General features: G+C 71.2%; 13 protein-coding genes. 5 read left to right on the forward strand and 8 right to left on the reverse strand.

Annotated features, from left to right (window positions below):
* Positions 1–20 precede the first annotated feature (20 nt).
* Together IPK71_17410 and IPK71_17415 are read right to left on the reverse strand one after the other, a co-directional pair.
* Positions 21–1,346, reverse strand: coding sequence for a sigma-70 family RNA polymerase sigma factor (locus IPK71_17410; protein ID MBK8215513.1), 1,326 nt, complete (start codon positions 1,344–1,346; stop codon positions 21–23).
* Complete coding sequence (locus IPK71_17415) at positions 1,343–1,777, reverse strand: YciI family protein (GenBank protein ID MBK8215514.1); 435 nt, start codon at positions 1,775–1,777, stop codon at positions 1,343–1,345. Before IPK71_17415 ends, IPK71_17410 begins: the two co-directional genes overlap by 4 nt.
* A gap of 295 nt (positions 1,778–2,072) precedes the next feature.
* On the opposite strand from IPK71_17415, the gene IPK71_17420 reads away from it, so the two are divergent.
* From IPK71_17420 to IPK71_17435, 4 genes are all read left to right on the forward strand, one after another.
* A complete protein-coding gene (locus IPK71_17420) occupies positions 2,073–2,570 on the forward strand; it encodes a VOC family protein (GenBank protein ID MBK8215515.1) in 498 nt (165 codons plus the stop codon).
* Between the two features lie 35 nt (positions 2,571–2,605).
* Positions 2,606–3,025 (forward strand): glyoxalase/bleomycin resistance/extradiol dioxygenase family protein, encoded by a 420-nt coding sequence (locus IPK71_17425; GenBank protein ID MBK8215516.1) that lies wholly within the window; start codon positions 2,606–2,608, stop codon positions 3,023–3,025.
* 38 nt (positions 3,026–3,063) lie between these two features.
* Positions 3,064–3,468, forward strand: coding sequence for a hypothetical protein (locus IPK71_17430; protein MBK8215517.1), 405 nt, complete (start codon positions 3,064–3,066; stop codon positions 3,466–3,468).
* An 86-nt stretch (positions 3,469–3,554) separates the two neighbouring features.
* Positions 3,555–4,778 carry a hypothetical protein gene (locus IPK71_17435; GenBank protein ID MBK8215518.1) on the forward strand — a complete coding sequence of 408 codons (1,224 nt, stop codon included), beginning with the start codon at positions 3,555–3,557 and terminating at the stop codon, positions 4,776–4,778.
* Positions 4,779–4,984: 206 nt separating this feature from the next.
* Here the strand turns inward: IPK71_17435 and IPK71_17440 are convergent, their stop codons facing one another.
* The 3 genes from IPK71_17440 to IPK71_17450 form a co-directional block, all read right to left on the reverse strand.
* Positions 4,985–6,082 (reverse strand): IS630 family transposase, encoded by a 1,098-nt coding sequence (locus IPK71_17440; GenBank protein ID MBK8215519.1) that lies wholly within the window; start codon positions 6,080–6,082, stop codon positions 4,985–4,987.
* A 69-nt stretch (positions 6,083–6,151) separates the two neighbouring features.
* Positions 6,152–6,517, reverse strand: coding sequence for a PilZ domain-containing protein (locus tag IPK71_17445; GenBank protein ID MBK8215520.1), 366 nt, complete (start codon positions 6,515–6,517; stop codon positions 6,152–6,154).
* A 38-nt stretch (positions 6,518–6,555) separates the two neighbouring features.
* Positions 6,556–7,245, reverse strand: a complete 690-nt coding sequence (locus IPK71_17450) for an SDR family oxidoreductase (protein ID MBK8215521.1) — start codon at positions 7,243–7,245, stop codon at positions 6,556–6,558.
* A 182-nt stretch (positions 7,246–7,427) separates the two neighbouring features.
* On the opposite strand from IPK71_17450, the gene IPK71_17455 reads away from it, so the two are divergent.
* Entirely contained in the window at positions 7,428–9,335 is a 1,908-nt protein-coding gene (locus tag IPK71_17455) for a DEAD/DEAH box helicase (protein MBK8215522.1), read from the forward strand.
* Positions 9,336–9,445: 110 nt separating this feature from the next.
* On the opposite strand, the gene IPK71_17460 is transcribed toward IPK71_17455, so the two are convergent.
* Genes IPK71_17460 through IPK71_17470 form a run of 3 tightly spaced genes read right to left on the reverse strand, consistent with a single transcriptional unit; the run spans position 9,446 to position 11,426 of the window.
* Positions 9,446–10,102, reverse strand: coding sequence for a hypothetical protein (locus IPK71_17460; GenBank protein MBK8215523.1), 657 nt, complete (start codon positions 10,100–10,102; stop codon positions 9,446–9,448).
* A complete protein-coding gene (locus tag IPK71_17465) occupies positions 10,099–10,845 on the reverse strand; it encodes a hypothetical protein (protein ID MBK8215524.1) in 747 nt (248 codons plus the stop codon). Before IPK71_17465 ends, IPK71_17460 begins: the two co-directional genes overlap by 4 nt.
* A complete protein-coding gene (locus IPK71_17470) occupies positions 10,842–11,426 on the reverse strand; it encodes an RNA polymerase sigma factor (protein ID MBK8215525.1) in 585 nt (194 codons plus the stop codon). The genes IPK71_17465 and IPK71_17470 overlap by 4 nt, the downstream gene beginning before the upstream one ends.
* Positions 11,427–11,431 lie beyond the last annotated feature (5 nt).

The following is an 11,431-nucleotide window of genomic DNA, read 5'->3' on the forward strand; positions in this document are numbered from 1 at the left end:
CGCGGGTGGCCCCGAAGGCCTCACATGGTCGAGGCGCGCTCCGAGCCCGCGTCGGTGCTGCTCCCGTCGGTGCTCGCGCCCGCTCCGCTCCGCTGGGCGCTCCGCTCGGCCTCGGCCCTCCGTGTGAGCAGCGCGCGCTCCTGGGCGTTCGTCGTGAGGCTCGCGGCGGACGCGAACGCTTCGGCGGCCTCGGCGTGTCTCCCGAGCTTGGCGAGGAGATCGCCGCGCACGGCAGGGAGGTAGGGGTAGGCGGCGAGGGTGGGCTCCTGGGCGAGCTCGAGAGCCAGCTCGAGCGCCTCTTCGGGCCCGTAGGCCATCCCGACGGCGACGGCCCGATTGAGCTCCACCACAGGGGAGCCCGTGAGCGCGACGAGCGCGTCGTAGAGGCCGACCATCGCGACGAAGTCGGTCGAGGCGAGGTCGGTGGCTCGCGCGTGGACCGCGGCGATCGCGGCCTGCAGCGTGTACGGTCCGAGCGGCGCGGCGAGGCCCTCGGCGCGGCGAAGGCCCTCGAGCCCGCGGGTCACGAGGAGGCGATCCCAGAGGCGCCGGTCCTGGTCGGCGAGGAGGATGGGCGTTCCGTCGTGTGCGACCCGAGCGCGCGCCCGTGACGCCTGGAGCTCGAGGAGGGCGAGCAGGCCATGCGCCTCGGCCTCGTGCGGGAAAAGCCCGACCACGACGCGCGCGAGCCGCATCGCCTCGTCGCACAGCTCGGACCGGACGACCGCGTCGCCGGAGGTCGCGGAGTAGCCCTCGTTGAACGTGAGGTAGACGACCTCCAGCACCGGGCCGAGCCGCGCGCGCAGATCTTCGCCCTTCGGGACGTCGAACGGCACACGGGCCTCCGCGAGCGAGCGCTTCGCGCGGACGAGGCGCTGCGCCATGGTGGGCTCGGTGGTCAGGAAGGCGCGCGCGATCTCGGCCGTGCCGAGGCCCGCGACGTAACGGAGCGTGAGCGCCACGCGCGCCTCGCGCGAGAGCACGGGGTGGCACGTGGCGAGCACGAGGCGCAGGACGTCGTCGCCCACGACGTCGTCGGGTGCGCAGTCGTCGGGGACGAACGCGCGCGCCTCGCCGGCCTCGAGGCGCCCGTGGCTTCGGTCTTTCGCGCGCTCGTGACGGAGAACGTCGAGAGCGCGTCGTTTGGCGACCGCCATGAGCCAGGCGCCGGGGTTCTTCGGGACGCCCTCCGTAGGCCAGGTCTCGAGGGCCGTGACGAGCGCCTCCTGGACGAGGTCCTCGGCCCTCCCGAGATCCCGCGTGAAGCGGACGAGGCCGCCCATGAGCCGCGGGGCCTCGACCCTCACGACGACCTCGATCGCGCGTCGCGTCGCTTCGTCGGTCATCCGCCGTTCTGCTTCGCGACCTCGGCGCGCAGCCGCTCTTCGCGCTCGCGAACCTCGTCCGTGACCGCATCGCCGAAGTCCTCGAGCTCGAACACGGGGCGAAGCTCGAGCTCGGACTCCTCGCCGGGCATCGGGGCGGGGCACTTCTTCGCCCACGCGAGCGCCTCGTCCATCGAGCGGACCTGCCAAATCCAGTACCCCGCGATGAGCTCCTTCGTCTCGGCGAACGGCCCGTCGACGACGGTGCGCGCGCCGCCTGCGAAACGAACGCGCTTGCCCGCCGAGCTCGGCTTGAGCCCGTCTCCGGCGAGGAGGATGCCCGCCTTCACGAGCTCCTCGTTGTACTTCCCCATCGCGACGAGCAGGTCCTCGCCGGGCATGACGCCCGCTTCGCTGTTCTTCGTGGCCTTGACGATCACCATCACCTTCATCGCACTTGCTCCTCTCGGGGGTCGTGAGCCCGTCCTCGCCGACCTTCGGCGCGGACGTCTTGCCACGTGGACGTCGTGGTCGTCCATGCGACGATCGACCGGCCCCCGGATCGACACGGCCCTGAAGCTTTTTTCGGCGGGGCGCATCGGGCCTGCCCGGCTCCCACGTAAGTGCTCGGTTCTTGGGTCGATTTGCGCGTTCGGCACGGCGCGTCGAGGGCGCGGTGCGTTTTCTTCGTGGAGGCCGATGACTTTTCGTGCCGAGGCCAGTCGAAAGGAGGAGAAGAGGTCTCCCATGCCCGAGCTATCCAAAATCGTCCCCTGTCTTTGGTTCGACGACCGCGCCGAGGACGCGGCGCTTCTCTACGTGAGCCTCTTTCCCGGCTCGGCGATCGACACGATCGTGCGCTTCGGTACCGAGGGCTTCGAGCACCACGGGAGGCCCGCGGGCTCGGTCATGACCGTGGCGTTCCACCTCGGCGCGCAGCGCTTCACGGCGCTGAACGGCGGGCCGAGGTTCACGTTCTCGGAGGCCGTGTCCTTCCAGGTGATGTGCGAGGACCAGTCCGAGATCGACCACCTGTGGGACGCGCTGACGCGCGACGGAGGGCAGGGGAGCCGCTGCGGCTGGCTCCGGGACCGGTTCGGCCTCTCGTGGCAGATCGTCCCTCGGTCGCTCCCGGCGATGATGTCCGACCCGGACCCGGCGCGCGTGGCGCGCGTCACGAGCGCCTTCCTTCCTATGGAAAAGCTCGACCTCGCCGCGATCGAGAAGGCCTACCGCGGCGCGTGAGCCGCTCCACCGAACCCACGAAAGGAACGAACCTCATGGTCAAGACACTCGCCCCACACCTCAACTTCGACGGCCGCGCGAACGAGGCCATCGAGCTCTACGTGCGTGCCTTCGGCGCCGAGGTCCTCGACAAGCGCACCTGGGGCGACATGCCCGGCGCGGGGGACAAGCTCCCCCCCGAGAAGCGCGGCAACGTGATGCACGCGCGGCTCCGCGTCGGCTCCGCGCTCGTCTTCATGAACGACGCCATGCCGGGCGGGCCCGATTTTCCGCGCACGAACGGCACGCAGATGGTCGAGATCGACGACCCCGCGGAGCTCGCGAAGGCCTTCGACGTGCTCGCCGAGGGGGGCAACGTGGTGATGGCGCTCCACGACGCGTTCTGGGGCGGGAGGTTCGGCCTCCTCGTCGACAAGCTGGGCGTGCCCTGGATGTTCCACGGCGCGTCGAAGTAGGTCTGGACGGGCGGGGGAGGCGGCCCTAAGCGCGCCGCATGGAGCAAGCGCCGCTCCCCAAGCTCGCACGTGTGCTCCTCTGGACGGACGGCCTCGCCGGCGCGTTGGTGGGGGTCGCCGTCCTCGCCCTTCACCCCTGGCTCGCTCGCCTCTACGGCTTTTCGCCGACCCTCGTGCTCGCGCTCGGGGCCGCGAACCTCGCCTACGGATCGTATTCGAGCCGGCTCGCCGTGCGGATGGCGCGCGGCACCCCACCCTCGGCGCGCGCGATCGACCTGCTCGTCGCGGCCAACGGCGCGTGGGCCATCTTCTGCTTCGTCCTCGCGGCGGCGCTCGGCTCGCGGTCGACGGCGATCGGGGTGGCGGTCCTCGTCTTCGAGGGGATGTTCGTCGGCGGGCTCGCGCTGCTCGAACGAAAGCACCTGCGTCCGCTCCTCACCTGACGCTCGGGCGCCTCCGGGCGCGCCACGATCGACGTCCGAGCGTGCAGAAAGTCGGCGCGGCGCAACGGCTCGGCTATCCTTCCGGCATGCGCTCCATCCTCCGCCATGCCGCCCTCGTCGCTCTCGTGTCGGTCCCCGTCGCCTTCGTGGCCTGCGTCGGAGACGAGGCCGTTCAAGGTACGGTGGACGCCGAGGCCCCCAAAGACGCGGCCACCTCGGACGACCGCGCGACCCCGACGCCCGACGCGGCCCCCACGCCCGACGCGGCATCCCCCGACGCGGCCCCGACGTGCACCGCGCCGACCGTCGCCTGCGGGACGGCGTGCGTGGATCTCGCGACCTCCGGCGAGAACTGCGGGGCCTGCGGCCGATCGTGCGGAGGTGGCACCTGCACCGCGGGCCAGTGCGGCGTCGCGACGGTGAAGGACAACATCGTCGACTCGAACGGCTTCGGTATCGACGAGACCTCGCTCTACTACGGGTCCGCCGACAAGATCTTCTCGTGCCCCATCGCCACGTGCGGCACGGCCTCGCCGAAGCAGCTCGTCGCGATGGTCCAGTACGCGGCGGAGCGCCCGTACGTCGACAGTGGGTTCTTCTACTTCCAGAGCGCCCCGAACCAAGCGACCCAGCGCCCGGCCATCTACCGATGCCCCGTCGCGGGCTGCCCGAACCCCCCGGCGTCGATCATGAGCGACGGGCTCAACGGCATCGGGGACTACCGCACGTTCGCGCGCTCGGCGTACGCGAACCTCGGCGGCTCCGGCGTGAACCGCGTCGACTGCGCGTCGGGTGCGTGCGGTGCGCCGGGCGTCGTCGTCCCTCGCCCGGTCGGGAAGTTCGCGGTCGACGCGCAGCGGGTCTACTTCGAGGACACGACCGGCGGCGGAGCGGGCCTCGCGAGCTGCCCGCTCGTGGGCGGCTGCGCGACACGGACGCCCATCACGACGATGCGGGTCCTCGGCGGGATCGAGGTGGTAGGAAACCTCGTTTACTACGTCGGGCCGGGCATCACCCAAGGAGGCATGGGGGTCTACGCGTGCCCCACGACCGGGGGCTGCGCGGCGCCGACCCCGCTCACGCGCCTCGCGGGGCCCCTCGGCAACCTCGCCGCCGACGCGAAGGGCATCTTCTGGACGGAGGACGACAAGCTCCAATCGTGCAGCGACGTCGCGTGCCCCGGGGGCGTGCGCACCGTCGCGAGCGGCCTCGCGAGCGTCGGCAACGTCGTGCTCGACGCCAAGTTCGTCTACTTCGAGACCACCGGCACGGCCGCGGGCTCTCGCGCCGTGCGCCGCGTGGCGCGCTGAGCTCAGCAGCCCGTTGATTTAGGGACCGAGGCCCGTCGTCGCCCGCGCCCGCGCCGCCGAGGCGCGGTCCGAGGAGCCCGCGGAGCCTAGTTTTCTAGGTGAGCAGGCACCGGAGGAGCGGAACGAAGGCGGGCGGGATGCAGCGGCGACGGGCCCGACGACCCTTGGAAGTCCCCGACGGGGGACGGGAGAAAATCAACGGGCTGCTAGTGTCCTGCGCCTGAAGTTCGTTCACAAAATTCGTGGAGGCGCTCGAAGATCGCTTCGGGCGTCGCAGTCCAGACGAACGGTGCGCCCTCGCGGGCCTTGAGGTAGGCCGAGATGGCAGCCTCGAGCTCGCGCACCGATCTGAAGGCACCGCGCCGGATTGCCTTGTCGGTGATCTCACCGAAGAGTCGTTCGACGAGGTTGAGCCAGGAGCTGTAGGTCGGCGTGAAGTGAAGGTGGAACCGGGGGTGCTTGAGCAGCCAACGGTGCACGCGCGGCGTCTTGTGCGTGGCGTAGTTGTCGATGATGAGGTGCACGTCGGTGCCGCGAGGAACGCGCTCGTCGATCGTCGCAAGGAACCGAACGAACTCCTGCTGGCGGTGCTTTCGGTACATCTTCCAGATGACGTCGCCACGATGAGCGTCGAGTGCCGCGAAGAGCGAGGTCGTGCCGTGGCGCTCGTAGTCGTGCGTCTTGCGTTCGGGCTGTCCAGGCCGCATCGGGAGCAGGGGTTGGGTTCGGTCGAGTGCTTGAATCTGCGACTTCTCGTCGACGCAGAGGACGACCGCGTTCTCGGGCGGGCTCATGTAGAGCCCGACTACGTCGCGCACCTTCTCGATGAAGTGAGGATCCGATGACAGCTTGAAGCTGTCGACACGGTGGGGCTTGAGGCCGAAAGCTCGCCAGATGCGCCCGACCGAGCTGCGAGACAGGCCACTCTCCGCAGCCATCGTCGCGCGACTCCAATGGGTTTGGCCCTGCGGCAGCGACTCGAGGGTGCGGGCGATCACACGTTCGATCCGTTCATCGTCGATGACACGAGGTGCTCCAGAACGTGGCTCGTCCGACAACCCTGCCAAGCGATCCAGGCGGAACCGCTCGCGCCACTTTCCGACCGTCGGGAGCGAGACTTGGAGCAGCTCGGCGACCTCGGTATTGGATGCCCCCGACGCGCACGCGAGCACGATCCTGGCGCGAAGAGCCAACTGCTGGGCGCTCTTCCGCCGCCGCGTCAAGCGTTCGAGCTCGACCCGCTCGTCGTCGGAGATGCTCAAGGGCTTGCGAGGTCGACCCGGGTGCACGATGGGCTGTGTCATGCACCCCGAACGTCCGTACCACAACGCAAATTCCCGGACATTTTAGAAACGAACTTCAGGCGCAGGACACTAGCCCGCGACGAAGGCGACGATGGCGTCCTTCGTGGCGTCGTCGAGGTCGAGGAACATCCCTCCGATCCCGCGCGACTCGAGGTCGAGCGGGTTGCCGTCGCGCAGCGAGCGCACCTCGATCGTGGCGCGAAGGTCGGCGCGCGCCCCGGGGAGCCGAAAGGTCACCTCGAGGCGCTCGCCGACGACGAACCGCGCTTGGGTCGTGACGAAGAGCCCCGTGACCGAGAGGTCGGCGAGGGTGCCCGTGACGCGGGAGCCGTCCGACCTCTCGAGGGTCGCGAGGCACTCCGCCTCGACGCGCCCGGCCTCACGGCGGAGCCGCGTTCGCACCGAGTCGGGGGCATCGTTGTCAGGGTCGCTCATGCTCGTCGTTCCTTCCTGTCTTCGTTCGTGGTCGCGCGTCAGTAGGGAAAGAGGCGCCCGTCATGGTTGACGAACGCGCCGTTGTCCGAAGGGCCGAACCCGTCGATGCGCGCGAGGAGGTTCTTGGCCGACACCTCGACGGGCAGCGGGGCGCCTTCGCCGCCCATGTCGGTGCGGACCCACCCCGGGTTCATCACCACGCACACGAACCCGCGCCCCGCGAGGTCGACGCTCATCGACTTGTTCGCCATGTTCAGCGCGGCCTTCGCCATGCGGTAGGCGTAGGCGCCGCCGCTCGTGTTGTCCGAGATGGAGCCCATGCCGCTCGAGATGTGCACGATGCACCTCCGGGCGCCGCGGCCGAGGTGCGGGAGGAGCGCGCGGCTCACTCGGAGAGGCCCGAGCGCGTTGGCGTCGAACGTCTGCATGGCGTCGTCCAGGTCGAGGTCCTCGAGGGAGGTGAGCCGCCCCATCACCCCGGCGTTGTTCACGAGGACGTCGACCGGCGCCCCTTCGAGGCTCTCGGCGAACGTGCGGACGCTCGCGTCGTCGCGGACGTCGCACGCGCGGACCGTGACGCGGCCGGCGTGCCGCTCCGCGAGGTCTCGCAGCGCGTCGGCACGAGCGACGTCACGCGCCGTCGCGACGACCTCGTCCCCGCGCTCCGCGAGCTGCCTCACGAGCTCGAGCCCGATCCCGCGGTTCGTTCCGGTGATGACCCACCGCATGCACGTCTCCTCCTCGATCGCGTGGCCTCGCGACGGACCACGATGCCCCGAAACGGCGGCGCATGGCGAGTGGTTCGGCGAGCCCGAGCGCGTCGCTCCCGTCGACGGGCACCTGAACGGTGACGCGGCATCGGTCTTGCAACCGGCGCGGAAGGGAGTAGGTTGCGCGCCCCTACATGACCATGGCCGACGAAACGAATTCCCTTGCCGACGTCCCCTCTCCCTTCCGTGAGGCCCTCGTCGCCCGGGGTTTCGCCGACCTGACGCTCGTGCAGAAGGCCGTGCTCGAGGCCAGCGTCGAGGGGGTCGACCTCCGTGTGTCGTCGCAGACCGGCTCCGGGAAGACGGTCGCGCTCGGCCTCGTGCTCGCGAAGCTCTTCCTGTCGGAGGGGCTCACTCCAGGCAAAATTCCCTTCGGGATCGTCATCGCCCCCACGCGAGAGCTCGCCGCGCAGGTCGCGGGGGAGCTGTCGTGGCTCTTCGAGGGCGTCTCGGCGCGCGTGGTCGTCGTCACGGGCGGCACCTCCGGCGGCGCCGAGCGTCGCGAGCTCTCCCGCGGCGCCACGATCGTCGTGGGTACCCCGGGTCGCCTGCTCGATCACCTCCGGCGCGGCTCCCTCGACGCGACCGCCGTGCGCGCGGTGGTGCTCGACGAAGCCGACCGCATGCTCGACATGGGCTTCACCGAAGACCTCGAGGCCATCCTCGACGCCGTCCCCGAAGGGCGGCGCACCCACATGGTCTCGGCCACGTTCCCCCGCGAGGTCCTTCGCCTCGCCGACACCTACCAGTCGAACGTGGTCGACGTCGAAGGCACCCGCCGCGGCGACGCGAACGCCGACATCACGCACGTCGTCCACATCGTGCCCTCGGCCGACCGCCCCGCCGCGATGATCAACGTGCTGCTCTCGGCCCCGGACGAGGCCACGCTCGCCTTCACGAAGACCCGCGAGGGCGCCTCCGAGCTCGCGGCGTTCCTCGTCCGCGCCGGCTTCTCGGCCTCGGCTCTCACGGGCGACATGGAGCAGAGCGAGCGCACGCGCGCCCTCGAGTCGTTCCGTAGCGGGCGCACGCGCATCCTCGCCGCGACCGACGTCGCCGCGCGAGGCATCGACCTCCCCGACGTGACCCGCGTCATCCACGCCGATCCCCCCGGCGATCCCGAGTCGTACACGCACCGGAGCGGCCGCACCGGGCGCGCCGGGCGCAAAGGCACGAGCGTCATGTTCGTGCCCCCCGCCGAAAAAGAGAAGGTCCGCAGGCTGCTTCGGCGCGCTGGGATCTACGCGAATCTCTTGCCGATTCCGTCGTCCGAGTCGGTGCGCGAGGCGCAGGCCGAGAGGCTCGTGGCCGAGCTCTCGGAGCCCGAGGGTGAGGTCGTCGGCGCGCACGCGAAGATGGCCGATCGCGTGGTCGCCGCCCTCGCGGGCAAGGTCGACCCGGACACGCTCGTCCGCCGGCTCCTCTTGCGTGTGCTCGCGGGGAGCGCCGAGCCCCGAGAGCTCTCGGCCCCTGCGCGCGCGGTCCGCGCTCCCGAGCTCGACGAGCGCGGGGGGGACCGGCCCGACGCTCGTCCCGCCCGCGCGCCGCGTGTGGCCGACGGCGAGCGCCCCTCGAAGCTCTCGGCCCCCGCGCGCGACGCCGCGCCCAGGACCGCCTTCGAGGCCGCAGGTCGCCCGGAGCGCATGCGCGCCCCCAAGCCGAGCGACGAGGTCGACTTCGTCGCGTTCCGCGTGACCTGGGGCTCGCGCCACGGCGCCGACGTGCGGCGGCTCATGGCGATGTCGTGCCGGCGCGGCGACGTGCGCGGCGCCGACCTCGGGGCGATCCTCGTCGGCCCCGACACCTCCATCGTCGAGGTCCGCGCCGACGTCGCCGACGACTTCGAGCGCGCCTCCAAGAAGCCCGATCCCCGCGATCCGCGCGTCCGCTTCGCGCGGACCGAGCACGGGCGTGACTCGCGCCCGGGCGAGGCGCCGTCGAGCCCCTACCTCCCCGTCCTCGAGGACGAGCCGCGCCCGCGTCCGCGCTGGGTGGGCGGAAATACGCGCCCGAAGCACCCGGGCAAGCGCCCGCCTCCGCGGCGCTGACACCCGGTCATCGAAGCACGAGCCCACGACCGCCCCGGCGCGCGCGGCCTCGCCTCGGAGGACGACGGCGAGTCGTCGTCGTTGCTACCCGAGGCGCTCGCGGCGTGCGATCAGGGGAACGTCCCGGGGAAACCACCGTCTGTCTCACGCGCGCGAATGAGGACCACGCGCTTCGGCGCCTTGCCGGGCGGGGGCTCGGCCTCCTCCAGCACGAGCGCCTTCGGGCACGAGTAGACGGTCACCTCGTACGTCGTCTTCCCTCCTTCGAGGGTCTTCACCTCGATGCGCCGCCGCTTGCCCTCGGGCACGGGATCGAAGATCCCGTAGAGCCCCTGGTGCCGGACCTCGGTCCCTCGTGTGAGCTTCCCGGCCTCGTCGCGACGGAGGAAGTACATCCGGCAGCCGGGGGCCAGCTCGACCCCGAGGGTGTCCGAGGGCCCGAGGTTGCCCGCGCAGTAGAGCCAAGGTCCGCCTGTCTGGTCGATGAACGACTTCATCGTGGGGAGGTCGGCCTCGTGGGCGTTTGGGGCCGGCGCGCAGGTGCCGCCGCACTCGACGGCCTGCACGGCGGCGACGTCGTCGTCGATCCACTCCGTGCATCCTGCACGCGACACGGTGACCGTGGCGTCGGCGCCGAGGGGCGCGGGTCCTGCGTCCGGCGATGGGGAGTTCTCCCCCAAGTCGAGCACACGCGCTTCGCAGGCCCCGACGACGAGGGCGAGGCAGGCGGCGGCTCCGGAACGAACGACGAGACGCGCAAGGCTCATGGAACGGCTCCAGCCGCGAGGACGGCGGGCAAGAGGATGCTCTCGGGGTGGTCTTTCTTGAAGCGTAGCGCGCGCGACCTCGCCTCGTCGGCCCTACCGCTCTGAGCGAGGGCCTGCACGGCGATGGCCTCCCGCTCCTCGGAGAGCGCGCCGCGGGGAAAGCGCCTCGCGTGCTCGTCGGTCGACGCGAGGGCGTGCGCCGGATCGCCGCGGCCAAGCGCCGTCCGCGCGACGTCGAGCACGGCGCGCTCGGCCGAGAGATCGGAGCCCCCCGCCGCGCGCGAGGGCGTGGCGCTCGGTTTGCTCGGAGGCGGTGCGATGCTCGCGGTCGGGAGGTCCTCGGGGCGTAGGGTCGACGATCCGCCGCTCGCGGCGCCCTCGGTCGCCTTCGGGAGCGCGGCGAGCGCGCTCTGTGCCGAGGTGGGCGCTAGGCTCTCCGTGGCCTTTGGCGGCGCGGTGGGCCCGGACGTCACGAGCGCGCCGGCGCCCATGCCGAGCACGAACGTGGCCGCCGCGATCCACGCGGGGATTTGCGGCATTCCAGGCAGAGGCGCGGGGCGGGCCGGCGGTGTCGGGTCCGAGGTCGTACCCCCTCCGCCGCCTCCCGGCCCCACGGGGAGGGCCGCGAGCATACGAGACGTCATGCGCGCGCGCACCTCGGGGGAAGGGCCGCGCACCTCCTTGGCGGCCCCGAGCCAGTCGACCAGATCGTCGGGGAGCTTGTCGTCGTCGACGTCGCTCATGGGAGACCTCCGTGTGCGGATGAGGGCGTGCCTCGGCGCGCGAGCTTGCGACGAATGGCGGTGGCGAGCTCTTGGCGGGCGGTGCGCAGCCGCGAGTACCCGGTGTTCAGCGGGATGCCGAGCGCCGCGGCGATGTCGGGCATCGATTGTTCGTCGAGGTCGGCGAGGACGAGCACGGCGCGTTTTTCCATGTCGAGCGCGGAGAGCGCCTCGTGCACGAGCGCCTCTCGCTCGCGTCGGGCGTCCGCCTCGTCGTTCTCGCTCGTCGCGTCGCCGGGCTCGTCGTCCCCGAAGAGCGCCGTCTTGTGGCGGGCGAGCTTGCGGTAGTCCGAGGCCTTTCGAAGGGCGAAGGCGAAGAGCCAAGGTTTGGCCGGGCGCGTGCGGTCGAAGCGGTCGAGCTCGGCGTACACTTTGAGAAAGGTCTCGTGGGCGACGTCCTCGAGGTCCCGCTCGTGCACGCCGAGCCGCCGGAGGGTGGTCCACACGTACGCGAGATGCGCCTCGAAAAGTGCCGTAAATTCGGCAGTTTTCGCGTCTTTCTCACGGGGGGTCGCCATGGGCTCGCCGGGGGCTTGGGCCATGGTCG

The organism is Myxococcales bacterium, from assembly GCA_016712525.1.
In the GTDB taxonomy this organism is placed as follows: domain Bacteria; phylum Myxococcota_A; class Polyangia; order Polyangiales; family Polyangiaceae; genus JAAFHV01.

Coding starts and splice junctions, on each gene's coding strand:
- IPK71_17455 (MBK8215522.1), top strand. CDS start 7,428: ATGGCCGACGAAACGAATTCCCTTGCCGACGTCCCCTCTCCCTTCCGT.
- IPK71_17445 (MBK8215520.1), bottom strand. CDS start 6,517: ATGAGCGACCCTGACAACGATGCCCCCGACTCGGTGCGAACGCGGCTC.
- IPK71_17440 (MBK8215519.1), bottom strand. CDS start 6,082: ATGACACAGCCCATCGTGCACCCGGGTCGACCTCGCAAGCCCTTGAGC.
- IPK71_17465 (MBK8215524.1), bottom strand. CDS start 10,845: ATGAGCGACGTCGACGACGACAAGCTCCCCGACGATCTGGTCGACTGG.
- IPK71_17420 (MBK8215515.1), top strand. CDS start 2,073: ATGCCCGAGCTATCCAAAATCGTCCCCTGTCTTTGGTTCGACGACCGC.
- IPK71_17415 (MBK8215514.1), bottom strand. CDS start 1,777: ATGAAGGTGATGGTGATCGTCAAGGCCACGAAGAACAGCGAAGCGGGC.
- IPK71_17460 (MBK8215523.1), bottom strand. CDS start 10,102: ATGAGCCTTGCGCGTCTCGTCGTTCGTTCCGGAGCCGCCGCCTGCCTC.
- IPK71_17435 (MBK8215518.1), top strand. CDS start 3,555: ATGCGCTCCATCCTCCGCCATGCCGCCCTCGTCGCTCTCGTGTCGGTC.
- IPK71_17430 (MBK8215517.1), top strand. CDS start 3,064: ATGGAGCAAGCGCCGCTCCCCAAGCTCGCACGTGTGCTCCTCTGGACG.
- IPK71_17470 (MBK8215525.1), bottom strand. CDS start 11,426: ATGGCCCAAGCCCCCGGCGAGCCCATGGCGACCCCCCGTGAGAAAGAC.
- IPK71_17425 (MBK8215516.1), top strand. CDS start 2,606: ATGGTCAAGACACTCGCCCCACACCTCAACTTCGACGGCCGCGCGAAC.
- IPK71_17410 (MBK8215513.1), bottom strand. CDS start 1,346: ATGACCGACGAAGCGACGCGACGCGCGATCGAGGTCGTCGTGAGGGTC.
- IPK71_17450 (MBK8215521.1), bottom strand. CDS start 7,245: ATGCGGTGGGTCATCACCGGAACGAACCGCGGGATCGGGCTCGAGCTC.